This is a genomic window from Marivivens marinus, assembly GCF_035969385.1.
Taxonomy (GTDB): domain Bacteria; phylum Pseudomonadota; class Alphaproteobacteria; order Rhodobacterales; family Rhodobacteraceae; genus SELP01.
On record NZ_JAYKKJ010000004.1, the window covers coordinates 1 to 24,003 of the forward strand.

General features: G+C 64.0%; 19 protein-coding genes. 17 read left to right on the forward strand and 2 right to left on the reverse strand.

Annotated features, from left to right (window positions below; genetic code table 11):
* Positions 1-45 precede the first annotated feature (45 nt).
* Complete coding sequence (locus U3648_RS07005) at positions 46-3,063, forward strand: trifunctional glycoside hydrolase family 18/polysaccharide deacetylase/glycosyltransferase family 2 protein (protein ID WP_420858533.1); 3,018 nt, start codon at positions 46-48, stop codon at positions 3,061-3,063.
* Complete coding sequence (locus U3648_RS07010; protein WP_420858534.1) at positions 3,060-4,997, forward strand: acyltransferase family protein; 1,938 nt, start codon at positions 3,060-3,062, stop codon at positions 4,995-4,997. The genes U3648_RS07005 and U3648_RS07010 overlap by 4 nt, the downstream gene beginning before the upstream one ends.
* A gap of 327 nt (positions 4,998-5,324) precedes the next feature.
* Here U3648_RS07010 and U3648_RS07015 read toward each other — a convergent pair whose 3' ends face one another.
* Positions 5,325-5,540, reverse strand: coding sequence for a DUF1127 domain-containing protein (locus U3648_RS07015; RefSeq protein ID WP_420858535.1), 216 nt, complete (start codon positions 5,538-5,540; stop codon positions 5,325-5,327).
* Positions 5,541-5,854: 314 nt separating this feature from the next.
* On the opposite strand from U3648_RS07015, the gene U3648_RS07020 reads away from it, so the two are divergent.
* The 12 genes from U3648_RS07020 (at position 5,855) to U3648_RS07075 (ending at position 19,347) form a co-directional block, all read left to right on the forward strand.
* Complete coding sequence (locus tag U3648_RS07020) at positions 5,855-6,943, forward strand: Mrp/NBP35 family ATP-binding protein (protein WP_420858536.1); 1,089 nt, start codon at positions 5,855-5,857, stop codon at positions 6,941-6,943.
* On the forward strand, positions 6,940-7,428 hold the full coding sequence (locus U3648_RS07025) for a GNAT family N-acetyltransferase (RefSeq protein WP_420858537.1): 489 nt from the start codon (positions 6,940-6,942) through the stop codon (positions 7,426-7,428). The genes U3648_RS07020 and U3648_RS07025 overlap by 4 nt, the downstream gene beginning before the upstream one ends.
* A gap of 681 nt (positions 7,429-8,109) precedes the next feature.
* On the forward strand, positions 8,110-8,550 hold the full coding sequence (locus U3648_RS07030; RefSeq protein WP_242494283.1) for a division/cell wall cluster transcriptional repressor MraZ: 441 nt from the start codon (positions 8,110-8,112) through the stop codon (positions 8,548-8,550).
* 3 nt (positions 8,551-8,553) lie between these two features.
* Positions 8,554-9,534: a 16S rRNA (cytosine(1402)-N(4))-methyltransferase RsmH gene (gene rsmH, locus U3648_RS07035; protein ID WP_420858538.1), complete on the forward strand. Its 981-nt coding sequence runs from the start codon at positions 8,554-8,556 to the stop codon at positions 9,532-9,534.
* Positions 9,534-9,890: a cell division protein FtsL gene (gene ftsL / locus U3648_RS07040; protein ID WP_420858539.1), complete on the forward strand. Its 357-nt coding sequence runs from the start codon at positions 9,534-9,536 to the stop codon at positions 9,888-9,890. The genes rsmH and ftsL overlap by 1 nt, the downstream gene beginning before the upstream one ends.
* Positions 9,887-11,671, forward strand: a complete 1,785-nt coding sequence (locus tag U3648_RS07045; protein ID WP_420858540.1) for a peptidoglycan D,D-transpeptidase FtsI family protein — start codon at positions 9,887-9,889, stop codon at positions 11,669-11,671. Before ftsL ends, U3648_RS07045 begins: the two co-directional genes overlap by 4 nt.
* A 21-nt stretch (positions 11,672-11,692) precedes the next feature.
* Positions 11,693-13,204, forward strand: coding sequence for a UDP-N-acetylmuramoyl-L-alanyl-D-glutamate--2,6-diaminopimelate ligase (locus tag U3648_RS07050; RefSeq protein ID WP_420858541.1), 1,512 nt, complete (start codon positions 11,693-11,695; stop codon positions 13,202-13,204).
* Entirely contained in the window at positions 13,201-14,652 is a 1,452-nt protein-coding gene (locus U3648_RS07055) for a UDP-N-acetylmuramoyl-tripeptide--D-alanyl-D-alanine ligase (protein WP_420858542.1), read from the forward strand. The genes U3648_RS07050 and U3648_RS07055 overlap by 4 nt, the downstream gene beginning before the upstream one ends.
* A 4-nt stretch (positions 14,653-14,656) precedes the next feature.
* The gene (gene mraY / locus U3648_RS07060) at positions 14,657-15,739 is read left to right on the forward strand and encodes a phospho-N-acetylmuramoyl-pentapeptide-transferase (protein ID WP_420858543.1); all 1,083 of its coding nucleotides are present in this window, start codon (positions 14,657-14,659) and stop codon (positions 15,737-15,739) included.
* Between the two features lie 70 nt (positions 15,740-15,809).
* The gene (locus tag U3648_RS07065) at positions 15,810-16,403 is read left to right on the forward strand and encodes a thioredoxin family protein (protein ID WP_420858544.1); all 594 of its coding nucleotides are present in this window, start codon (positions 15,810-15,812) and stop codon (positions 16,401-16,403) included.
* 304 nt (positions 16,404-16,707) lie between these two features.
* Positions 16,708-17,880 carry a type III PLP-dependent enzyme gene (locus tag U3648_RS07070; RefSeq protein WP_420858545.1) on the forward strand — a complete coding sequence of 391 codons (1,173 nt, stop codon included), beginning with the start codon at positions 16,708-16,710 and terminating at the stop codon, positions 17,878-17,880.
* A 186-nt stretch (positions 17,881-18,066) separates the two neighbouring features.
* Positions 18,067-19,347 carry a DUF3422 family protein gene (locus U3648_RS07075; protein WP_420858546.1) on the forward strand — a complete coding sequence of 427 codons (1,281 nt, stop codon included), beginning with the start codon at positions 18,067-18,069 and terminating at the stop codon, positions 19,345-19,347.
* On the opposite strand, the gene U3648_RS07080 is transcribed toward U3648_RS07075, so the two are convergent.
* Positions 19,283-20,335, reverse strand: coding sequence for a YeeE/YedE thiosulfate transporter family protein (locus tag U3648_RS07080; RefSeq protein ID WP_420858547.1), 1,053 nt, complete (start codon positions 20,333-20,335; stop codon positions 19,283-19,285). The two genes, U3648_RS07075 and U3648_RS07080, sit on opposite strands and share 65 nt — an antisense overlap.
* 270 nt (positions 20,336-20,605) lie before the next feature.
* Between U3648_RS07080 and U3648_RS07085 the strand changes: the two genes are divergently transcribed.
* The 3 genes from U3648_RS07085 to U3648_RS07095 all read left to right on the forward strand — a co-directional run bounded on the left by U3648_RS07085 (position 20,606) and on the right by U3648_RS07095 (position 23,977).
* Positions 20,606-21,952, forward strand: a complete 1,347-nt coding sequence (locus U3648_RS07085) for an NAD(P)/FAD-dependent oxidoreductase (protein WP_420858548.1) — start codon at positions 20,606-20,608, stop codon at positions 21,950-21,952.
* A gap of 268 nt (positions 21,953-22,220) precedes the next feature.
* Entirely contained in the window at positions 22,221-23,384 is a 1,164-nt protein-coding gene (locus tag U3648_RS07090; RefSeq protein ID WP_420858549.1) for a M20 aminoacylase family protein, read from the forward strand.
* Positions 23,384-23,977 (forward strand): SAM-dependent methyltransferase, encoded by a 594-nt coding sequence (locus U3648_RS07095; protein WP_420858550.1) that lies wholly within the window; start codon positions 23,384-23,386, stop codon positions 23,975-23,977. Before U3648_RS07090 ends, U3648_RS07095 begins: the two co-directional genes overlap by 1 nt.
* Positions 23,978-24,003 lie beyond the last annotated feature (26 nt).

The following is a 24,003-nucleotide window of genomic DNA, read 5'->3' on the forward strand; positions in this document are numbered from 1 at the left end:
AGCCATCGCTGATCCTCCAATTTGCGGGACAAACTATCCCAGTTGGTGGACCACTTTCAGGGGGCTATTCCATCCGGCGCGGTCCTGCGATTGCGCGCCCTGTCGGATGATCCTTTCTTCGGCTACCCCCGGCAAACCGGTCCGGACCGGTTTCTTGCCGTGGCGCCCGCGCCCGACCTGACTGCAGAGGATATTGCGGCCTCCCTGTCTGATCCGGGGGTTCGAAACAGTTTGACCGGAAGCCTGATTGCCGCGGTCAAAGACCGTCCATCGGCGGGCGTTTGTCTGGACGTCAGGCGCGCGCCGGGTCTGGGTGCGGAGGAAATGGAGGCGCTGGCCAACGACATGGCGCAATACCGGGCCGACATCGGCAAGCTGTGCCTGATTGCCGCGCCCGAGGCCGAATTCTGGACGTCGTCCATTGTCACCGGCACCTTTGACCTGACCATTGTGACCGGGTTCCAGGAAACGACAACCATCTTCGAACCTCTGGCCCCAACCCAGTGGTTCGAAGAACGGGTAATGCCGGTGATCGGCGTCATGGACCCGGCCCGGCGCGGGATTGCGCTGGGGACCTTCGGGTCGATCTGGACCAGCGGCAGCGCAACAAGCCGCCCTGTATCCTTTGCCGAAGCATCCTGGCTGATGTCGATGAACGATGGGCAGATCGGATACAGCAGCCGCCTTGGAACCTCACAAATCAGCTATGTGGACGAGGCCCGGCGCCCGAACCGGATCTGGCTGCTGGACGGGGTGTCGTTCTACAATCAACTTGCCGAAGTCGGTGATGGTCCGGCGGTGGTCGTCTGGCCCCTCGGGTTCGAAGATCCGTCGATCTGGCCGATCTTGCGCGCCCCGTCAGGAAACCCCGCGGCCCGTGATGCCCTGCGTGAACCTATCGGGATGCAGGACAGGGTGCTGGAGGTTGGGTCCGGCATCGCCGTGACCCGGATTGATCCGGCCATTGCAGGGGAACGCCAGATCGACGTGGACGACGCCGGGCGGGTTATTGGCCAGCGGATGGTGACGGCGCCGCGCCCGGCAACGGTTGTCCGCACCATGGCGGTTCCCAGTGGAACGGCGTTGTTGACCTTTGACGGCACGATCGCGGAACCCCATTGGTCAACCCTCTTGCGCACCCTCGAAGACAGCCGGATCAGCGCGACGTTCTTCATGACCGATCAACAGATACTTGGGCAAGGGGAGTCCCTGAACGACCTGATCGGGCGCGGCCATACCATTGGCGTGATGATCAAGAGCCACGCCGAACCCGGCACGTTCGAGGCGCGGGTCGAGGATGTGTTCAACAACGGTGCCCAGCAGCTTATTGCGCATCTGACCAATAACCGGACGGCTGCGGCGCGGGCATGGCACCGGCCGCTGGGAAGCCCGTCAACGCCCATGCAGCTGGACGCGACCCTGCGGTTGACCGAGCAGGGCTATCTGCCGATCGGATCGGGGGCCACGGTGCGCGACATCGTCGCCGATAGGGACGGCATGATGGATCAGTTGCGCGATGCGAACCTGTCCGGGCGCCCTGCGGTTCTGACCTTTGATCTGACCAGCCCGACCGCAGACCAAAGTGTCGCCGCGCTGCCACGGGTGTTGCTGGATCTCAGGCGGGACGGTTTCGCGATCCGGTCGCTTGCCGAAGGGACCGGGCTGGCGCACCAGACGCTTATGCCCCCATCCAGCCGGGCCGCTGTCTGGCGCGATACCGTGTCCTATGCCGTTCTTAAATTCTGGTACTTCAAGCTGACCTTCGTTTTCTTGTGCCTTCTGATTTTCGCGGTCATCCGGTCGTTGATCTACCTTGCGCTTGCTTTCATCCGTCGACCGACCCCTCCGATAGATCGGTCGTTCTGCCCCGGAGTCACGGTGATCGTGCCCGCCTACAATGAAAGCAAGGTCATCGTGCACAGCATCAATTCGATCCTGGAATCCGACTACCCAAATTTCGAGGTTCTGGTCGTCGATGACGGATCGTCCGATGACACATCTGCCGTGGTAGACAGGGCCTTTGGGTCGAACCCGCGGGTCCGGCTGATCGCGCAACGCAACGGCGGCAAGTGGAAGGCTGAAAACCGTGCACTCGATCACGTTCGGACGCCGTTCTTCGTGGGTGTTGATGCCGATACGGTGCTGGACCCGAAGGCGCTGTGGTGGCTTGTCCAGCCGTTCAAGGATGAACGCGTCGGCGCGGTGGCAGGTTTTGTCGAGGTCAGCAACCCGCACAACTTCCTGACCTGGTGCCAGGCACTTGAATACCGGGTCAGTCAAAGCGTCACCCGCCGCAGTTTCGAGGTCTTTAACGGCATTTTCGTTGTTCCCGGCGCGATCGGGGGCTGGCGGGTTGCGGCGGTCCAGGCGGCAGGCAAGTATTCCGGCGACACGATCACGGAAGATGCCGATCTGACGGTCGCAGTGCACAGGGCGGGCTACAAGGTCAGTTTTCAGGAAAACGCCCGCGCCTATACCGAGGCACCGTCGCATGTGGCGCCGTTCCTGAAACAGCGACTGCGCTGGACGCTTGGGATGCTTCAGACATCATGGAAACACCGCCGAACGATATCGGAGTTTCAGCCGATCGGGATTATTTCCATCATGGACGCCATCTGGTTCAGCCTGTTGACCAGCTTTCTGTCGCCACTGGTCGATATCCTGCTTTTGTTCATCCTTGTGAAACTGGCGTTCGTCGCCGCCACCGACGGGATGGAAACCATGGGTCCGCTTCCGGTAGCGGTGATTGCAAGCTATTTCGTTTTGCTGGCGCTTGATCTGGTCAACACCTTTGCCGCGTTCTGGTTCGAAAGACGCTTTAGCTGGCGGCTGCTGTTGCTGACCCCGATCCTTCGGTTCGGGTATCGGCAGCTGATCTACATTTCGTCGATCCACGCGGTTATCCGGGCGGCATCGGGGCGGCTTCCCGGTTGGCAGAAACTGCAACGGCGCGCGGCCGAACTTGGGCTGCCACCAGACAGGGTTTCAATGCCCGAGGCGCTTTTCGCGACGCGGCGCAGAAGGGGCCCGACCGAACACGACACAGGAGTTTCCAGCCCGTGAGATACCGTCCCGAGATTGATGGCCTCAGGGCCATCGCGGTGCTTGCCGTCATTGCCTACCACGCCGACGACCGGATCCTGCCCTCGGGGTTCCTTGGGGTTGATGTGTTCTTTGTCATTTCCGGGTTCTTGATCACCGGCCTGCTGGTCCACGACCTGCAAAACGGCACGTTCAGCTTTGGCAGGTTTTACGAACGGCGCGCGCGGCGCATCCTGCCGGTCCTGTTCGTTGTCCTTGCCGCCACGATCCCTGCCGCGATGGTCTTGATGCTGCCGTCGCAACTTGCCGAATTCGGGCAGGGCCTCGTGGCGACGACCCTGTTTTCCTCCAACATCCTGTTCTGGATGAACACGGGCTATTTCATGGCCGACGCCGAACTGAACCCCTTGCTGCACACATGGAGCCTTGCGGTCGAAGAGCAGTTCTATTTCGTCTTTCCCTTGCTGGTCCTGATCGGATGGAAGCTCCCACGGCGGATTGCTGGGGCCGGGATCCTGCTGCTTGTGCTGGCCAGTTTCCTGACCTGCCTTTGGCTGGTAGAGGCCGGGCCATCGGCGAACTTTTACTTGCTGGGATCGCGGGCGTGGGAATTGCTGATCGGGGCAGGGGCGGCGGTGATCGTGGGCCGCGCGGCCTCTGTGCCGGATGGGGTGGCGCATGCCCTTGCGGCGGCGGGACTCGCGGCGGTGTTCTATTCCTTGGCGGCCTTCGACGCCTCGGTCCCGGCACCATCGCTTTACACCCTGCCGCTGGTTCTTGGCACGGCGGCGGTCCTTCTGTTCGCCCGGGGTCCGCTTGTGGCGCTCTTGTCATTCCGGCCGCTCGTCGGGATCGGGTTGATCAGCTATGGGGCCTATCTTTGGCATGTTCCGGTTCTGGTGTTCGCGCGCCTGTGGAATGCGACCCCGCCCAGCCCCACCTACCTTGGGGCCTTGGTGTTGCTGTCGCTTGTATTGGCGACGGCGACCTATTTCCTTGTGGAACGCCCGTTCCGCAAGCGCGGGGCAGAGGCGGTCGTTTCGACCCGCGGCCTGTTGGTTCTTCTGCCGGTCGCTGGCGGCGCAATTGCCCTTGTCGGGGTTGTCTTCGCGTTGGGCCTGACCCGGCCGGACAGTGCGGGCATGACAACCCTGGATCAGGATATCGAAGCGAAGATCGCCACGAACTACGGGCTGCATCCCGACTGTGAAGGGGCGTTCACGCTGTCGCCCAATTGCCGCACCTCGGTCCGGCCCGGTGTTCTGCTTTGGGGTGACAGCTTTGCCATGCATCTTGCGCCAGCCCTGTCGGTCGGGACGCAATGGGACGGGATGATCCAGCACACCAAATCGGTCTGCGCGCCGGTTCCGGGGCTTGCCGTGGTCACGGCCGACTACCCGGAATCCTGGGCTGAAGGCTGTATCGCATTCAATGATCAGGTGCTGGATTGGCTAGCCGAACAGCCGTCGATCAAATACGTTGTCGCCTCGTCGCCCTTCGGGTTGATCCACCATTCGCTGCTACAGTCGAATGGCGAGATGCTGGAGGAAGGTCAGGCGGCAGCGGTCCGGCAAGTGATGATCGACACGACAAGGCGGCTTGAGGCGCAGGGTAAGACACTGGTCTATGTCTCTCCGCCACCTGTGACGGGTGAAAACCTTGGGCAGTGCCTTGTCTCGGTGCTTCGGTCGGATCTGCCGCGGGATTCCTGCGATTTCCTGCGCGAAGATGTGCACCCGGCCAATGAAACCATCTTTGATTTCCTACGCAGCGCCGAACCGGACATCCGGGTTTTCTACCTCGACCGGCTGATCTGTCCGAACGGGGCTTGCGATACGATGGTCGGGTCGACCTTCATGTATCGGGACGCCGGGCACCTTTCGATTGAAGGCTCGCGCTATCTTGGTACCGAACTGCGGTTCTACGACGAGGTTCGACGGCTGGCGGACCGTTAGACCAATCCAGGCCCCAAGACGGAAAACGGCGGTATCCCGGGAGGAGGGGGATACCGCCGTCTCTTTTTGGAGCAGGCACCTCAGGGAGGAGGAGGAAGCGCCTGCCGGTGCGGATCCTGCCGCAGGGAGGAGGAGAGCGGCGTGGATCCTATCTGCCAGGGGCCGCAGGGAGGAGGAGCGCGGCGGCTGGCTGAATTTTCAGGCGATGGGGCCAGGGAGGAGGAGAGGCCCCATCGCCGTTGTCACGGCCCGCAACTAGGGAGGAGGAGAAGCGCGGGTCGTTCTGTCAGGGCCGCAGGGAGGAGGAGGCAGCCCCGATGTCTTGGCTCAGGCGCGCTTGGCAGCTTCCAAAGCGACGCCCTTGATCATCGAGCGCGAGATGCCGATATCGGCAAGGTCACGGTCGGTCATCACGGCCAGTTCATTCAGTGTGTCGCGATAGACGCGGTTCTTGCGGGCGCGTTCGGCCAGTTCGGCGCGCAGACCCGACAGGCGGGCCATCAGCGGGAAACGGGCAGCGCGAAAATCAGTTGCGTATGCCATGTTCATTCTCTCTTTCATCATCATCTTCGGTTTGGCGCGGCAGGCTGGTCTGTGACCGTTTGCGCTATCGCCGCGTCGTTGAAGTCAATTTGGGGCCAATGCTGCGGATGCACAATCCGGCTTTTCATCAATGCTGCCATGCAGCATTTGCATGTCACTCGCGTCCGGCGAATGTCTGCGCACAACTATTGGTCAGTCCTGCTAAGTGACCCAGCGTAAAGGTAAATTTTTCGCGAGAATCCGGGGGGCTTGCACTTGACAGGAATCTTCGACAATCCTTCCGGGCACCGCCGCGGACAGAAGGGAACGCAGCCATGACCGTATCGAAAGAGCAGATCACAGCCGCGCTGAGCAAGGTCGGTTTGCCGGATGGGGGCGATCTGATCAGCCGCGACATGATCCGCGCCCTGACGGTAGATGGCGGCACCGTCCGCTTTGTGATCGAGGCGCCGACGCCCGAAGCCGCACGCGGCATGGCCGCTGTTCAGCAGGCCGCCGAGGCCGCTGCGCGTGCTGTGCCGGGTGTTGATACGGTATCGGCCGTGCTGACCGCGCATGGTCCGGCCGCGCCCAAGGCGCCGCCGCCGGGAGAGCCGCCCAGCCTGAAGATCGGCGGTCACCCGACCCCGCAACAGGGCGGTCCCGCGGGCGTGCCGGGCGTGAAACACATCATCGCCATCGGATCGGGCAAGGGCGGCGTGGGGAAATCCACTGTGTCGTCCAACCTTGCGGTCGCGCTGGCCCGACAGGGCCGCAAGGTGGGCCTGCTGGACGCGGATATATATGGTCCGTCGCAGCCCCGGATGATGGGCGTGTCGAAGCGCCCAGCCTCGCCCGATGGCAAGACGATCATCCCATTGCAGGCGCATGGCGTCACCATGATGTCCATCGGCCTGATGGTGGACCCGGACAAGGCCGTGGTCTGGCGTGGCCCGATGCTGATGGGGGCGCTGCAACAGATGCTGGGGCAGGTCGCCTGGGGAGAACTGGACGTTCTGCTGATCGATCTGCCTCCGGGCACCGGTGATGTGCAGCTGACGCTCTGCCAGCGCACCGCGCTAACCGGGGCAATCGTCGTGTCGACCCCGCAGGATGTGGCGCTTTTGGATGCGCGCAAGGCGATCGACATGTTCCAGACCCTGAAGACCCCGATCCTTGGTCTGATCGAGAACATGTCCACCTATGTCTGCCCCAATTGCGGGCACGAGGCGCATCTGTTCGGACACGGCGGTGTCGGGGCCGAGGCCGACAAGATGGGCGTCCCGCTTCTGGGGGCCTTGCCGATTGATCTGGATACCCGGTTGGCCGGGGATGGTGGCACGCCCATCGCGGCCGGCGACAGCCCGATGGCCGAGGCCTACGCGCAATTGGCCCGCGGCCTCGTCGCTGGGGGGGTGGCGTGACCATTCGCCCGGCCCGGCCTGCGGATTGGCCGCAGATCTGGCCGATCCTGCGCGACACGTTTCGGGCAGGCGAAACCTATGCCATCGACCCGGAGATCACGGAACAGGCGGCGCGGACATATTGGATGGACAGCCCCGCGGCCTGCTATGTCGTTGAAGAGGCGGGGCAGGTGCTGGGCACCTATTACATCCGCACCAATCAGGCGGGCGGCGGGGCGCATGTGTGCAACTGCGGCTATATGACCGCACCCGAGGCGCAGGGCAGGGGGCTGGCGCGGGCCATGTGCGAGGCCTCGCAGGATCAGGCCCGCGCACTGGGTTACAAGGCCATGCAATTCAACTTTGTCCTGTCCACCAACATCGTCGCCGTCGGCCTATGGCAGCGTTTGGGGTTCGAGGTGGTGGGGCAACTGCCGCGCGCCTTCAATCACCCTTCCAAGGGGCTGATCGATGCGCTTGTCATGTACAAGTGGCTGGCGGACTAGCCCAAATACCCAATCAACAACGTCGTGGCGCGAGCAGGTTCCGGGATTTTCTGGAATCCGCCGGGTTTGATGCGCGAATCAAGGGCGAAATGGGTGCTGGGAAACTATGGAATCATGGGGTATCGGGCCACTTTTTGCGATGCTGCATGAGAATTTTACGATTTTCCGGGAAATCATGGGATTTTTCGTATGCCTCACGTCGCCACTATATATTGTGCCTAGTCCAACAATGACATCCATAGGTCGTATGCATTTGCACTGAATTCACACAAGATGCTGTTTTTGACCCGTCTTCCGGACAAGGTATTGTGCCTGGGTGGCGCAAAAAACAGTTGATTACCATGAAATCCCATGGCATCCCTTGGTCATCGAAAGGCAGACGGGCACATCGAACAAGGGGCAAAAGAACCCCACCGGCAAAATCGCAGGTTTCATACAGGCACCCGCTTCCTTCGAACAAAGAGATCCGGCGCGCGAGCGAGCAGACATCCCCCCAGGTGGCGCGCGCAGTCGGACATCCCGAAAGGGACGAGGGCGGCGGATCGGACAGTGGCAGCAGTCCGATCCGCCGTTTCCTTTCCGGGGTCAGGTTTAACGGGGGCAGGGCAAGGAAAGGGCCGCGGGACAGTGGTTCTGAGTTTCACAGGCGAATACGTCCAGAAAGTGGACGGGAAAGGTCGGATGTCCATTCCGGCCGATTTTCGCCGTGTGCTGGAATCTGGCGATCCCGCCTGGACCGAGGGGCTGACCCCCGCGCTTTACCTGCTGTACGGCGACCACCTGAAAGAACAGCTGCACGTCTATACCGTCGAGGAATTCAACGCCCTGGCTGGCCGCATCAAGGCGATGCCGCTGGGCGACCCGAACCGCAAGCGCCTGTCGCGCCTGTTCCTTGGTCAGTCGATCAAACTGGACGTGGACAAGGATGGCCGCGTGGTCATGCCGATCCGCCAGCGTCAGAAACTTGGCCTGACCGAGGGCGAGGTCTATTTCTCGGGCGTTGGCGATCATTTCGAGATCTGGAAGGCCGAGACCTTCGGCGCCACGGTCGGCGAGGAATTGTCCGACTGGCTGGCCGAACAGCCAGACGACTTCGATCCATTGTCCTTGTTGGGAGGATAGGGGATGGAACGCGCTGCCACGCCTGACCAAACCGCCCACATCCCCGTTCTGCTTCGGCCGCTGATCAAGGCGGTCGCGCCGGTGTCCGGCGTCTGGCTCGACGGAACATTCGGGGCCGGGGGCTATACCCGCGCCCTGCTGGCCGCCGGGGCCGAAAAGGTGATCGGCGTGGACCGCGACCCGCTGGCCTTTGAAATGGCCGCGCCCTGGGTTGGTGACTATGGCGACCGGCTGGAACTGGTCGAGGGCACGTTTTCGCGGTTGGATGACTACGGCACCGATCTTGACGGCGTGGTGCTGGACCTTGGCGTGTCGTCGATGCAGCTGGATCTTGCCGAACGTGGGTTTTCCTTCATGAAGGATGGCCCGCTGGACATGCGGATGAGCCAGTCCGGCCCCAGTGCCGCCGATCTGTGCAACACGGCGGACGAAGCGGAACTGGCTGATATCATTTACCTTTACGGGGAAGAGCGGGCCAGCCGCCGGATCGCCAAGGCGATTGTCAAGGCGCGTCCGCTGACCACCACCCTGCAACTGGCCGAGGTCGTGCAATCCTGCCTGCCGCGCCAGAAGCCGGGCCAAAGCCACCCCGCGACCCGGACCTTTCAGGCGCTGCGGATCGCGGTGAATGACGAATATGGCGAGCTGTACATGGGGCTGACCGCCGCCGAGCGGGCGTTAAAGCCAGGCGGCCTGCTGGCGGTCGTGACGTTTCATTCGGTCGAGGACCGGATGGTCAAACGCTTCATGCAGGCGCGGGCGGGCGGCACCGGCAACGCCAACCGCTATGCCCCGCAGCTTGAACAGGACAAACCCGCCTTCGAGATCCTGACCCGCAAAGCCGTTGGCCCGGACGAACAGGAACTGGCGGAAAACCCGCGGTCGCGGTCGGCAAAGCTGCGGGTGGCGCGGCGCACGGATGCGCCTGCGGGAACGGTGGACCGGGCGGCGCTGGGAATGCCGCTGTTGAAGGGGGAAAGGTGATGCGGGGGCTGCTATACGTCTTCTCTGCACTGGTCGTCATGGCCCTTGGCTATTGGGCCTATCACGAAAATTATACCACGCAGACCGCCATCCGCGAGGTGCGGGGCCTGCATCGCGAGATCGGCGAGGCGCATGAGAAACTGGGCGTTCTGCGCGCCGAATGGGCCTATCTGAACCGGCCCGACCGGCTGCGGGATCTGGCGGAACTGAATTTTGACCGGCTGGGATTGCTGCCGCTGATGCCTGACGGCTTTGGCCGGGTGGATCAGGTGACCTATCCGCCGGAACCGCTGTTCCCTGTCGTCAACCCGATCGAGGTTTCCAGTGATGCCCGCGCCGGGGAGGAGCCGCTATGATCCGCACACCGCTGCGCCCGCTTGCCCGCATTCTGCGTGCCCGCGCCAACGGCGAAAACCCGTCCGAGATCGAGGCCGAAAACCGCCGCCAGCGGCATGAGCAGATGCGCGATCGCGCCCGAAACCGCGCCGAAAGCCGTCTTTTGGTTCTGGGCCTGTGCTTTTTCGCGGCCTTCGGGGCCATCGGCCTGCGCATGGGGGCAATTGCCGCTACAGAGCCGGAAGAGCCGCGCACAGCGGCCGTCGGCAACCCGATCATCGGTCAGCGGGCCGATATTCTGGACCGCAATGGCCGCATCCTCGCGACGAACTTCGACACCCACGCGCTTTACGCGCAACCGCCGCAGATGATCGACCCGCGCGGCGCTGCCGACGGTCTTGCGGCGATTTTCCCGGAACTGGACGCGGACGACCTTTACGAAGATTTCACCGGTTCGCGGAAGTTCCTGTGGATTCGGCGTCAGATCAGCCCCGAACAGATGCAGGCGGTCCATGATATCGGTGACCCCGGCCTTCTGTTCGGCCCGCGCGAGATGCGTCTTTACCCCAATGGGTCCATCGCGGCGCATATCCTTGGCGGTGCGGGCTATGGCCGCGAAGGCGTGGATTCCGCCGAGGTGATCGGCGTCGCCGGGGTTGAACGCCAGTTCGACGATTACCTGCGCGACCCGGCCAATGAAGGCGAGGCACTTGAACTCTCCATCGACCTGACCATTCAGGCGGCGCTGGAGCGGGTGCTTCAGGGCGGCATGATGCTGATGAACGCCAAGGGCGCCTCGGCGGTTCTGATGGATGTGCACACGGGCGAGATCATCGCCATGGCCAGCCTTCCGGATTTCGATCCGAACAACCGGCCCCGTCCCCTGACCGAAGGCGACCAGTCCGACAGCCCGCTGTTCAATCGCAACGTTCAGGGGCTTTATGAACTTGGGTCGACCTTCAAGATCTTCACCGTTGCGCAGTCGATGGAACTGGGGCTGACCAACCCATCGACCATGATCGATACGACCATGCCCCTGCGGGTCGGCGGCTTTCCGATTAACGATTTCCACTACTACGGGCCGCAACTGTCGGTCACGGATGTGATCGTGAAATCGTCGAACGTCGGCACCGCCCGGATCGCGATGGAAATCGGGGCGGAACGGCAGCAGGACTTCCTGCGCGAGCTTGGCCTGATGGACCCAACCACGGTCGAGATGGTCGAGGCACCGACAGGCCGCCCGATCTTCCCGCAGACCTGGCGCGAGGTGAATACGGTCACGATTTCATATGGGCACGGGCTGTCCACCTCTCCGCTGCACCTTGCGGCGGCCTATGCGACAATTGCCAATGGCGGCACCCGCGTGGCGCCGACCCTTCTGGTGCAAGACGGACCGCAACGGGGCGAACGTGTCCTGTCGCCCGAGGTCGCCGACGCCGCCGTCGACATGCTGCGGCAGGTCGTGGTGCGCGGCACCGCGTCTTTCGGCGAGGTGGCGGGATACGAAGTGGCGGGCAAGACCGGCACGGCGGAAAAACCCAACCCGCGCGGCGGTGGCTATATGGATGACAAGGTGATCGCGACCTTTGCCAGCCTGTTCCCCGCTAGCAACCCGCAATATGTGCTGGTTGTGTCACTGGATGAACCCACCGAAACCAGCGGCGATGAACCGCGCCGCACTGCGGGCTGGACCGCGGTTCCTGTTGCGGCAGAGATCATCCGTCGCGTCGCGCCGCTGTTGGGGTTACGGCCACAGATTGAACCTGCCACGGTGACGGGTGTAACACTCACCTCGAACTAGAACCGGCAAGGCGGGGCAGAGATGGCAGGCACGGGCGCGACAGGACAGAAACGATCAACCCTCGGCGCGCTTGGGCTTACGGCGCGCGGTGGGGCGGATGCGATCATTACCGGGATCACGGCTGACAGCCGCGAGGTGCGCGAAGGCACGCTGTTCGCCGCCTTGCCGGGGATCAAATTCCACGGGGCCGAATTCATCCAATACGCCCTGCCCATGGGGGCGGCCGCCATCCTGACCGATTTCGAAGGCGAACGCATTGCCGCTGACGTGCTGGAAGGGACAACCGCCGCGATCGTCGTGGCCGAGGACCCGCGCCAGACGCTGGCCCAGACCGCCGCGCTGTGGTTCGGGCGGCAGCCGGGGACGGCGGTGGCCGTGACCGGCACCAACGGCAAGACCTCGGTGTCCACCTTTTGCCGGATGATCTGGGAAGAACTGGACCGCAAGGCTGTCAACCTTGGCACCACCGGGGTCGAAGGCTATTGGACCAATCCGCTGAAACACACGACGCCCGATCCGATCACCCTGCACCGGGTCATGGCCGAGGCCGCAGAGGCCGGTGTCACCCATCTGGCGATGGAGGCGTCGAGCCATGGGCTGGATCAGCGGCGGCTGGATGGGGTGGTTCTGAAGGCGGCGGGGTTCACGAACTTCACCCAGGATCATCTGGACTACCACAAGACCTTCGATGCCTATTTCAACGCGAAGATGGGCCTGTTTACCCGCGTTCTGCCCGATGATGGGGTGGCGGTGATCAATATCGACGACCCGAAGGGGCTGGAGGTGGCCAATATCGCCGAGGATCGGGGTCAGCGTACGATACTGGTCGGAAGTGACGAGGCGGCAGATCTGCGGCTTCTGGGCCAGCGGTTCGATGCGACCGGGCAGGACCTGCGGTTTTCCTGGGGCAGCAAGGTGTATACTGCCCGGCTGAACTTAATTGGTGGGTTTCAGGCGCAGAACGTCCTTCTGGCGGCGGGGCTGGTGATCGGGGCCGGCGAAGATCCGGCGCATGTCTTTGATACCCTGCCGCATCTGACAACCGTCCGGGGCCGGATGGAACTGGCCGCCACGCGGACCAATGGCGCGGCAGTCTATGTGGATTATGCCCATACGCCCGACGCGGTTGAAACCGCGCTCAAGGCGATCCGCCCCCATGTCATGGGCCGGATCGTTGCCATCGTCGGCGCGGGCGGCGACCGTGACGCGGGCAAGCGCCCGCTGATGGGCAAGGCGGCGGCAGAGTTTGCCGACGTGGTGATCGTGACCGATGACAACCCGCGCAGCGAAGACCCGGCCAGCATCCGCGCGGCTGTCATGGAAGGCGCAATAGCGGCGGGTGGAGAGCCGACAGAAGTCGGCGACCGGGCCGAGGCGATCCTGCGGGGCGTGGACGCCCTGCAACCGGGTGACGCGCTGCTGATCGCGGGCAAGGGCCATGAAACCGGGCAGATCGTCGGCGATCTGGTTCTGCCCTTTGACGATGCCGAACAGGCTAGCATCGCCGTGGCCGCGCTGGAGGGCCGGATATGACCGCGCTTTGGACCGCAGCCGAGGCCGCAGCCGCAACAGGTGGGACAGCGACGACCGACTGGGCCGCAACAGGCGTGTCCATTGACACCCGCACGATCCAGCCGGGCGATCTGTTCGTGGCCCTGACAGCCGCGCGGGACGGGCATGACTTCGTGGCGCAGGCGCTGGCCAAGGGCGCGGCGGCGGCGATGGTCACACACCGCCCGGAAGGCGTGGCCGAAGATGCGCCCCTGCTGATCGTGGACGACGTGCAATCGGCGCTGGAACGGCTGGGGCAGGCGGGCCGCGCCCGCAGCAAGGCCCGCGTTGTCGCGGTGACGGGATCGGTCGGCAAGACCTCGACCAAGGAAATGCTGCGCGAGGTGTTGTCGCGGCAGGGTCGCACCCATGCCTCTGTCGCCTCCTACAACAACCATTGGGGCGTGCCGTTGACGCTGGCGCGGATGCCGGTCGACACGGATTATGCGGTGATCGAGATCGGGATGAACCATCCCGGCGAAATCGCGCCCCTGTCGCGGATGGCCCGGCCACACGTGGCGATGATCACCACCGTTGCCGCCGCCCATCTGGAGGCCTTTGGCCGGATCGAAGGCATCGCCAGCGAAAAGGCGTCGATCATCGCCGGGCTGGACGAGGACGGCACCGTCGTCGTGCCCGCCGACCTGCCGGAGAATGTCTATGGGGTCATCGACATCGAAACCTATACCGATGGTCCGCGCCGCTGGTTCGGGACAGAGGATGACAACCCCTGGCACCTTCTGGACGTGCGGGCGGGGGCTGATTGCACCGTGGTCCGGGCGCATCTGCCCGAGGTCGGGGAACTGGTGTTCAAACTTTCGGTCGCGGGGCGGCATTTCGCGGTCAATGCGCTGGGCGTGCTGGCCGTGGTCGATGCGCTGGGGGCAGACCCGATCCTTGCGGCCCATGATCTTGTCCACTGGCTGCCGCCCGAAGGGCGCGGGACGCGGGAAAAGGTGGCCTTGGACCCGGCGCGGTCCGACGACTGGTTCGACCTGATGGATGACGCCTTCAACGCCAACCCCACGTCGCTGTCCGCCGCGCTTGAGGTGCTGGCCGCCACCGCGCCGCGAGACGGGGTGGGCCGCGTGCACAAGGGGCGGCGGATCGCCGTGCTGGGCGACATGCTGGAACTTGGACCGGAAGAACTGGCCCTGCACGCGGGCGTAGCAAATGACCCGTCGCTTCAGGCGGTCGATACGGTCCATTGTTCCGGTCCCCGGATGAAATCCCTGTGGGAGGCGCTGCCCGAAGGCAAGCGCGGCCGCTGGACCGAAAACGCCGAGGACATGGCCGCCCAGTCCCACCGCCTGATCGACGCGGGCGATGTCGTGCTGGTGAAGGGATCGAAGGGGTCCAAGGTTTCCCTTGTCGTTGACGCGCTGCGTAAATTGGGGCAAGGCCGCAGAACTTCCGAAGAAGGGGCTTGAGTATATGCTGTATTGGTTGACCGCGCTGTCCGACGGGGGGGATGTGTTCAACCTCTTCCGCTATATCACCTTCCGGGCCGGGGGGGCGTTCTTTACCGCGCTTCTGTTCGGCTTCGTGTTCGGGCTGCCGCTGATCAACGTGCTGCGGCGCAAGCAAGGCAAGGGCCAGCCGATCCGCGACGATGGCCCCGAAAGCCATTTTTCCAAGGCCGGGACCCCGACCATGGGCGGGCTGTTGATCATCGCGGCGCTGACCACCTCGACCCTTCTTTGGGCGCGTCTGGACAACGGGTTTGTCTGGCTGGTGATGTTCGTGACCCTTGGCTATGCGCTGATCGGGTTCGCCGACGACTATGCCAAGGTGCGCAAGCAGACGACCGCGGGCGTGTCCGGTAAGGTCCGGTTATTGCTGGGATTTTTGATTGCGGCGATTGCCGGGTATTGGGCAGCGTGGTTGCATCCGGCGGACCTGACGGGCCAGGTGGCTTTCCCGGTGTTCAAGGAATACCTGCTGCCGCTGGGGGTCCTGTTCGTCCCCTTCGCGATGATCGTGATCGTGGGCGCGGCGAACGCGGTGAACCTGACGGACGGGCTGGACGGGCTGGCGATCATGCCGGTGATGATCGCGGCGGCGACCTTTGGGGTCATTGCCTATGCGGTGGGCCGGGTCGACTTTACCGAATATCTGGACGTGCACTATGTCCCCGATACCGGCGAGTTGTTGATCTTCTGTGCTGGGCTGATCGGCGGCGGGCTGGGGTTCCTGTGGTATAACGCGCCGCCGGCCGCTGTTTTCATGGGCGACACCGGGTCGCTGGCCCTAGGTGGCGCGCTGGGGGCGATTGCGGTCGCCACCAAGCACGAGATCGTTCTGGCCATCGTTGGCGGGCTGTTCGTGGTCGAGGCGCTGTCGGTCATCATTCAGGTGCTCTACTTCAAGCGGACCGGAAAGCGGGTGTTCCTGATGGCCCCGATCCACCACCACTACGAGAAAAAAGGCTGGGCCGAACCGCAGATCGTGATCCGGTTCTGGATCATCTCGCTGATCCTCGCGATGATCGGGCTGGCCACGCTCAAGGTGCGCTGACCCCCGCGAAGACGTGATTTTGGACAGGGCGTCGGCCCGTGCTATCTTTCCTGCAAACAGGGAGGAGACCATGGACAGACGCGCCTTTCTTGCCGCAACCGCCTTTGGGCTGGCCGCCGCGCAGGCGGGTCGTGCCGAACCGGTCCTTCGGGACGACGGGTTGCATGATCAGCCGTTCTTTCTGGACAGTTTCCTTGAGATGGGACCGGACCTTGAAGAGGCCGCCGCGCAGGGCCGCGGTCTGATCGTCCTGTTCGAACAGCGTGGGTGTCCCTATTGCCGGGAACTTCACGCTGTGAATTTCGAACGGACCGAGATCACCGACTATCTGACCGCGCATTTCGATGTTGTTCAGCTTGATCTTTGGGGATCACGCGCGGTCATCGACTTTGACGGGGAAGAGCTGGAAGAGCGGGACCTTGCCCGTAAATGGTTCGTGAACTTCACCCCGACGCAGGTGATTTTCCCGGCGGCCAACGCGGGCACCACGGACCTGCGCGCGGCGGAGGCGTTCCGGATGCCCGGATATTTCAAGCCCTTCCATCACTTATCCGGCCTCGAATACGTGGCGACTGGCGAATACCTCAACCAGCCGTTCCAACGATATTTGCAGGACAAGTTCGCGGCGCTGGCCGAACAGGGCATCGACCCGGACGTTTGGTGAAATCTGATCAAATCCATTGAAAAATAACGGGTTTTCGGGGTGATTTGATCAAAACAGACGCAAATTCTGTTGCATGGGAACAACGGCGGGGGTCAGCGACCCCTGCAAAGCGAAATATTCGCATCTTGCGAAAAATCTTCTCTTGCAACGACTCATGCGATGCCCCACATGCGCCTCCACAGACGCCAACGCACGCGCCTCTGGCCGGTCATGCAGTCACGCTGACACGTGTTTACGTAGCGACGGTAACGTCTCCTTTTGGAAGTGAGCGGTCATAGATGGCCGGGTCTAGTTGGAGATGAATATGACTGCAGTGTTCACCGGGGCCGAAACGGCTCTGCCGGTCGAGTATACCTCTCGCCTTGATGCCTACATCGCGACCGCCGACTTTGATCGCCCGACGCTGGTGGTCGATGTGGACCGCGTGGAAACCCAGTATCGCGCCCTGAAGGCTGGCCTTGGCCGTGCCGATATCCACTATGCCGTCAAGGCGAACCCGGCGGGGGCGATCCTGCGCCGTCTGGCCGGGCTTGGCTCGAACTTCGATGCCGCCTCCCGCGCCGAGATCGAGGCCTGCCTTGAGGCCGGGGCGACCCCGGACCGCATTTCCTTTGGCAACACCATCAAGCGCCCGGCCGATATCGCCTGGGCCGCTGCGCAGGGCATCTCCCTGTTCGCCGCCGATGCCGAGGAAGAGCTGGAAAAGATCGCCGAAAACGCCCCCGGCGCGCAGGTCTACATCCGCCTGATCGTTGAGGTGTCCGAAGCCGACTGGCCGCTGACCCGCAAGTTCGGCTGCGATGCCGACGAGGCGCTACGCCTGCTGGACGTGGCGAAATCGCTGGGCCTGTCGCCCATCGGTTTCTCCTTCCACGTCGGTTCGCAGACCCGCAAGGCCACCATGTGGGCCCCGGCGCTGGACGCGCTCGCCCGCACCTGGCACGCCGCCCGCGCCGCAGGCCACGAATTGACCCTTCTCAACATCGGTGGTGGCTTCCCGGCCTTCTACGATGAAGAGGTGGACGCGCCCGAAGCCTATGCTGCCGACGTGATGCGCATGGTCACTGACCGTTTCGGCGATGTCGCCCGTATCATGGCCGAACCGGGCCGGGGCATGGTCGCCGAGGCCGGGACCATCGTCGCCGAGGTGCTGATGGTGTCGCGCAAGTCGACCCGCGACCTGCACCGCTGGGTTTTCCTGTCGATCGGCCGTTTCTCGGGCCTCGCCGAAACCGAGGGCGAAGCAATCCGTTACCGGTTCGAAACCGCCCGCGATGCGGACCAGATGGGCCCCTGCATCATGGCAGGCCCGTCCTGCGACAGCGCCGACGTGCTGTATGAAAAGCGCCCGATGCCGCTGCCGCTGACGCTGAAGGCCGGTGACCGGGTTCTGATCCGCAACACCGGGGCCTATACCTCGACCTATTCTTCGGTCAATTTCAACGGCTTCCCGCCGCTGGCTGTGGTCTGTATCTAAGCTGACCCTGAAATCCGATCACTTTGCGCCGTCCGCGAACGCGGGCGGCGCTGCTCGTTTCTGAGCATGCCCGACCGCGACGGTATGCAATCGTGTGCCGCTAAGTGTCTTAAAGGAAACGATTTTTCCTGTGGACATATGCGTGTGGGGCGCTAGGGTGCCGCCACGTTACCCCTAGGTCCGACCATGGCTGTGATCACCGAACACCCGCTGCGCTATCAGCTTGCCAATGAACTGCACGCCCGTCCCTTCCCGTCGATGAAGGCGCCGGGGCGCGCGGCCTATCTGGCGCTGAAACCTGCCGAAAGGGCGGCGGCACGGGACAGGGACGCGGACCGCGCCCATCTGATTGCCCTGCTGGACCGGTTCGGGGCGCAGCACCCGCAGCCCGGCGCGACCCATTACTTCGGCCAGATCGGCAAGCATTTCCTGAAATGGGAAAGCCATACGGAATTCGTGACCTACACGATCCTTGGCGAAGGTGTTGCGGAACGTCCCTTTGACGCCGCAACCTTTGGCCTGTTCCCCGAAGACTGGCTGGCCGCCGCGCCCGGCACCCGTGTCACATCGGCCCTGATCCGGGTCGAGGTGGCAGAGGGCGACGAGGGGATCATCGACAAGGTGGCCGATTGGTTCGTCCCCGAAAGCCTTGCCATCAGCCGGGTGCTGGAGGATGAACTGGTTGTGGCCTCGGATTTCCGGATCGACCATGGCGGCCACATGCGGTTCGCCATCTTCGCCCGGCCCCAGACCGGTGCCCGCCGCATTGGCCGGGTCCTGCAACGTCTGTGCGAGATCGAGACCTACAAGGCCATGTCGATGCTGGGCCTTGCCAAGGCCCGCGACCTGTCGGGCCGTCTGGGGGCGCTGGACCGGCGGCTGACCGATCTGGTGGAAGGAATGCAGGACGACGCGACCAAGCCCGCGGAAACACTGCACGCGCTTCTTGCAGTCTCGGCCGAGTTGGAAAGCGTGGCGGCGCGAGCCTCGTTCCGATTTGGCGCGACGGGGGCCTATGAGACCATCGTCAACCAGCGGATCGAGATCCTGCGCGAGGACCGGTTTCAGGGCCGTCAGACATTTGCCGAGTTTATGATGCGCCGGTTCGACCCGGCGATGCGCACGGTGAAATCCACCGAATACCGGCTTCAGGCGCTGACCGACCGCGCGGTCCGGGCCAGCGACCTTTTGCGGACACGGGTTGATGTGGAACGATCTGCGGAAAACAAGGCGCTGCTGGAGGCGATGAACCAGCGCGCGGAACTGCAACTGCGTCTGCAGCAGACGGTCGAGGGGCTGTCGGTGGTGGCGATCAGCTACTACGCGCTGAACCTGTGCATCTACCTGCTGACCCCCCTTGCCAAGGCGGTTCACCTTGACAAGGGGTGGCTGGCGGCAGGGCTTACTCTGCCGGTTGTAGCGGCCGTGTGGTGGATGGTGCGGCAGATCCGGAAGAAACTGCACTGACCGCGCGGGCACCCGCGATGATCGAGGCGAGCGCGAGCAGGGCCGCGATCGACAGGGTCGGCACCCCGGCCAGACCCGCGCCGACTGTGCAGCCGCCGGCAAGCACGCCGCCCAGACCCATCAGCGCCCCACCAAGGACATAGCGCCCGGTTTCGCGCGGCGTGGTGAAGCTTTGCCACTGGAAGTCGCGGAAGATCACAGAGGCCACGAGCGCCCCCACCAGAACCCCACCGACCAACCCGGTGCCAAAGCTGCCCGGGATCGAGGTGGAGGCAACCGTGAAGAACAGGGTTTCGGCCCAAGGTGAGGTGAAGGACAGGCTTTCCAGCGCGATGGGGTCGAAATCGTCATAAAGGACAAAGCCGGTTCCGGCCCAGCCCAGCGGGACAAGCGCCCCGATCAGTAGCCCGCCAAGCGCCAGTTTCCACGACAGGCGCACCCGCACCGCCAGTGCGATGGCGGCCACGGCCACGACAGCGACCCAGATCGCGACAGGGCCGGGCAGGGCAGGGTCCAGCGCGACGGTGACGCTGCCAAGCGTGGTCCGGACCGGGGCCAGAAGCCCCTTGAGCGCGGCATGGGCGGTGATGGCAAAGACGGCGATGACCGTCAGCGCCCGCAAGTTGCCCGAGGCGCCCAGCACGGTCAGCCGGGACACACATCCCCGGGTCAGCACCATGCCCGCGCCAAACAGCAGACCACCGACAACAATTGCCACGATCGGAAGATCGGAGGCCATGAACCGATGCGCCCCGAAATCGACCCAGCCGCGCGAGACGGCCCATTGGGTGCCCAACAGGGCCACGGCCAGCGCGATCAGCCAGACCGCCCCGGCGCTGGCGCGCTCGCCAGGATCGCCCGCAACCGCGCGGCGCAGACAGAACCGGCTGCGCTGTGCCAGCACGCCAAAGGCAAGGCCCAGAAGCCCGCCGAACCAGACCGCCGCCTGCGGCGCGGTCAATGTCTCGAAGCCAAAGGATTCAAACATCTGCATATTCTCCTGTCTGCATGAGGTGGGCCATAGATCGGGCGGCCGAGTCCTGCAAACCGGTGGGGCGGGACGGGGTTGCGGGCTGGCCGTCAAAGCGGAACGGGCGTTTCCGGTCAGGAACTGGGCCGGGAAATTGTTCCATGCGCGGGGCGCTGGCCGCCGATTCCGGTCCTATTTTCCATGTTTTGCGGCGGGCCTGAGGGTGCTTGACCTTGCCCGCGGGGCGGCACAGGCTCGGCCCTGAAATCCGCAGTGCACAGGCCCGCCATGACCCCCTTTCCCATCTCTGAAACCTCACCCATCGAACATGGCAGCGGCCTGCCGGACAGCGCCAACGTGGTCGTTGTCGGGGGCGGTGTGACCGGCGTGATGACCGCCTATTGGCTGGCGCGGGCGGGGCAGCGGGTTGTTCTGGCCGAAAAGGGGCGCATCGCGGGGGAACAATCCAGCCGCAACTGGGGCTGGATCCGGCAACAGGGGCGCGACCCGGATGAATTGCCGATCATGGTCGAGGCGAACCGGCACTGGCGCGACCTGGCCCCGCAGTTGGATAGGGATATCGGTCTGAAACAGGGTGGGGTGCTGTATCTGGGCGAAACCGAAAAGGACATGGCCGATTTTGAGGGCTGGATGCCCCATGCGCAGGTCCATGGAGTGGATACTCAGGTTCTATCGCGGGCCGGGCTGGCCGATCTGCTGCCGGGGGCGCGGGGGGTGTGGCACGGCGGGCTTTATACCCCATCCGACATGCGGGCCGAACCCTGGCTGGCGGTGCCGGCGCTGGCGCGGCTGGCCGCGAAAGAGGGGGCGGTGATCGCCGAAAACTGCGCCGTGCGGGCGATCGACGTGGCAGCTGGCCGGGTCGCGGGCGTGGTGACAGAGGCGGGGCGGATCAAGGCCCCGGCAGTGGTCGTCGCGGGCGGGGCATGGTCGCGACTGTTGCTGCAGGCGCATGGGGTGCAGATCCCGCAATTGTCGGTCCGGGCCTCGGTTGCGGCCTCTGATCCGCTGCCACTGGTGGCGGACTGCGGGGTGGCGGGATCGAAACTGGCCTTCCGGCGGCGGGCGGATGGGGGATACACCTTTGCGCCCTCGTCGTTCCATGAATTGTTCATCGGGCCGGATGCGTTTCGGTCCCTGCCCAAGTTCGTCACCCAATTGAAGGGCAACCCTTTCGGAACCTCCTATCGCCCAGCCGCGCCGACAGGGTATCCCGACGCATGGGGCACTCCGCGCCGGTGGGATGCGGACAGATCCAGCCCCTTCGAGGCGATCCGGGTGCTGAACCCGAAACCGAACATGGGCAAGTTGTTCCAGCTTCGGTCCCTGTTCGCGCGGATGTATCCCGACCTGCCGCCGGTCCGGTTTCACACCGCATGGGCGGGGATGATCGACACAATGCCGGACGTGGTGCCGGTGATTGACCGGGCCGAAAGCCTTCCCGGCCTGACCATCGCCACGGGGATGAGTGGCCATGGGTTCGGCATCGGCCCCGGCGTGGGCCGGGTGGTGGCCGATCTGGTGCAGTGCAATGATCCGGGCCATGCGCTGCACCGGTTCCGACTGTCGCGGTTTTCGGACGGATCAAAGATCGATCTGGGCCCCGCGCTGTGACGGGCGGTGGGTTGAAACCCACCTTACGTTCAGGGGCTCTGCCCCTCTGGCCCTGACGGGCCATTCACCCCGGGATATTTGTTGACCCAAAGAAGGGGGATGGACTGAGCGTCCAGTCTTCTTTGGGTTCGAAATATCCTCTGGGGGCCATGAATTATTTGGTGGGGGGCGAAGCGCCCCCGGGTAAGGTGGGTTTCAACCCACCACTCCCTTGCCGGTCGTGGCGGAATCCGGCAGGGTTTGCCCGACCCCAGACAAGGACACTCCCATGCCCGTCAAAAACCGCCTCGCTGAAATGCAGGATGAAATCACCGCCTGGCGCCGCGACATCCACGAACACCCCGAAATCCTGTTCGAGACCCACCGTACATCCGCCCTTGTGGCCGAAAAGCTGCGGGCCTTCGGGTGTGACGAGGTGGTGACGGGCATCGGACGGACCGGTGTTGTCGGGGTGATCCGGGGCAAATCCACCGGGTCGGGCAAGGTGATCGGGCTGCGCGCCGATATGGACGCGCTTCCGATCGAGGAGGCGACGGGGCTGGACTATGCCTCGAAGACCCCGGGCGCGATGCATGCCTGCGGCCATGATGGCCACACTGCGATGCTGCTGGGGGCGGCGAAATACCTGTCCGAGACCCGCAATTTCGACGGCACCGTCGTTGTCATCTTCCAGCCCGCCGAAGAGGGCGGCGGCGGCGGGCGCGAGATGTGCGCGGATGGCATGATGGACCGCTTCGGGGTGCAAGAGGTTTACGGGATGCACAACTGGCCCGGACGCCCGGTCGGCAGTTTCGCGATCCGGCCCGGCCCGTTCTTTGCCGCAACGGACCAGTTCGAGGTGGTGATCAAGGGTAAGGGCGGCCATGCCGCCAAACCGCATGAGACCATAGATCCGGTCGTCACCTCGGCGCAGGTGGTGTCGATGCTGCAGACCATCGCCAGCCGCAACGCCGATCCGGTCGAACAGATCGTGGTGTCCGTCACCTCGATCGAAAGCGACAGCAAGGCCTTTAACGTGATCCCACAACAGGTGATGATCCGGGGCACGATCCGCACCCTGACGGTCGAGATGCGGGCGCTGGCGGAAACGCGGTTCCATCAGGTCGTCAAACAGGCCTGCGCGGCCATGGGCGCCACGCCCGAGATCACCTATTTCAAGGGCTATCCGCCGATGATCAACCACGACGCCCAGACCGATTTCGCGGCCCAAGTGGCCCGGTCGATCTCGGGCCAATGTGACGAGGCGCCGTTGATCATGGGCGGCGAGGATTTCGCCTATATGCTGGAAGAACGCCCCGGCGCCTATATCCTTGTCGGCAATGGCGACACGGCGATGGTCCATCACCCGGAATACAATTTCAACGACGAGGCGATCCCGGCAGGCTGCAGCTGGTGGGCCGGGATCGTGGAACAGCGGATGCCTGCCGCCTAATGTGGGAAGATCGCTACAAGGCCGAAGGCGGCTACCTGTTCGGAGAGGCGCCGGCGCGGTTTCTGACGGAAAACCCGTGGATCGTCGTGCCAAAGGGGCGCTGCCTTTGCGTGGCCGACGGCGAGGGGCGCAACAGCGCCTGGTTCGCGGGGCAGGAGATGGCGGTGTCGGCCTTTGACCTGTCACCGACCGCCGTTGACCGCGCCCGAGATCTGGCCGCGCGGCGCGGGGTGTCTGTTGCGCATCATGTCTCGACATGGGAAGGCTGGGATTGGTCCGAACAGGCCGATCTGGTCGTCGGCATCTTCATTCAGTTCGCGGGGCCAGAGGCGCGGGCGCGGCAATTCGCCGACATGGCGCAGGCGCTAAAGCCGGGTGGGCGTATCGTGTTGCACGGCTATGCGCCGGAGCAGGTCGCGCTAGGAACTGGCGGCCCGCCCTTTATCGAAAACATGTATACCGAGGCGCTGCTGCGCGACGCCTTCCCGAATTGGCGGATCGAACGGATCGCCAGCTATGAGCGCGACGTGCAGGAAGGGCGGGGGCATTCCGGCCGCTCCGCCCTTGTCGATTTCGTGGCGCGCAAGCCTTAGGCGTCATGCGAAAATCCTGAATCACC

What these genes read in the sequence shown, in the direction of transcription:
- U3648_RS07015 (WP_420858535.1), bottom strand. Translation starts at nt 5,540, where the DNA reads ATGGCATACGCAACTGATTTTCGCGCTGCCCGTTTCCCGCTGATGGCC.
- U3648_RS07020 (WP_420858536.1), top strand. Translation starts at nt 5,855, where the DNA reads ATGACCGTATCGAAAGAGCAGATCACAGCCGCGCTGAGCAAGGTCGGT.
- U3648_RS07030 (WP_242494283.1), top strand. Translation starts at nt 8,110, where the DNA reads ATGTCCATTCCGGCCGATTTTCGCCGTGTGCTGGAATCTGGCGATCCC.
- rsmH (WP_420858538.1), top strand. Translation starts at nt 8,554, where the DNA reads ATGGAACGCGCTGCCACGCCTGACCAAACCGCCCACATCCCCGTTCTG.
- ftsL (WP_420858539.1), top strand. Translation starts at nt 9,534, where the DNA reads ATGCGGGGGCTGCTATACGTCTTCTCTGCACTGGTCGTCATGGCCCTT.
- U3648_RS07045 (WP_420858540.1), top strand. Translation starts at nt 9,887, where the DNA reads ATGATCCGCACACCGCTGCGCCCGCTTGCCCGCATTCTGCGTGCCCGC.
- U3648_RS07050 (WP_420858541.1), top strand. Translation starts at nt 11,693, where the DNA reads ATGGCAGGCACGGGCGCGACAGGACAGAAACGATCAACCCTCGGCGCG.
- U3648_RS07055 (WP_420858542.1), top strand. Translation starts at nt 13,201, where the DNA reads ATGACCGCGCTTTGGACCGCAGCCGAGGCCGCAGCCGCAACAGGTGGG.
- mraY (WP_420858543.1), top strand. Translation starts at nt 14,657, where the DNA reads ATGCTGTATTGGTTGACCGCGCTGTCCGACGGGGGGGATGTGTTCAAC.
- U3648_RS07065 (WP_420858544.1), top strand. Translation starts at nt 15,810, where the DNA reads ATGGACAGACGCGCCTTTCTTGCCGCAACCGCCTTTGGGCTGGCCGCC.
- U3648_RS07070 (WP_420858545.1), top strand. Translation starts at nt 16,708, where the DNA reads ATGACTGCAGTGTTCACCGGGGCCGAAACGGCTCTGCCGGTCGAGTAT.
- U3648_RS07075 (WP_420858546.1), top strand. Translation starts at nt 18,067, where the DNA reads ATGGCTGTGATCACCGAACACCCGCTGCGCTATCAGCTTGCCAATGAA.
- U3648_RS07080 (WP_420858547.1), bottom strand. Translation starts at nt 20,335, where the DNA reads ATGTTTGAATCCTTTGGCTTCGAGACATTGACCGCGCCGCAGGCGGCG.
- U3648_RS07085 (WP_420858548.1), top strand. Translation starts at nt 20,606, where the DNA reads ATGACCCCCTTTCCCATCTCTGAAACCTCACCCATCGAACATGGCAGC.
- U3648_RS07090 (WP_420858549.1), top strand. Translation starts at nt 22,221, where the DNA reads ATGCCCGTCAAAAACCGCCTCGCTGAAATGCAGGATGAAATCACCGCC.
- U3648_RS07095 (WP_420858550.1), top strand. Translation starts at nt 23,384, where the DNA reads ATGTGGGAAGATCGCTACAAGGCCGAAGGCGGCTACCTGTTCGGAGAG.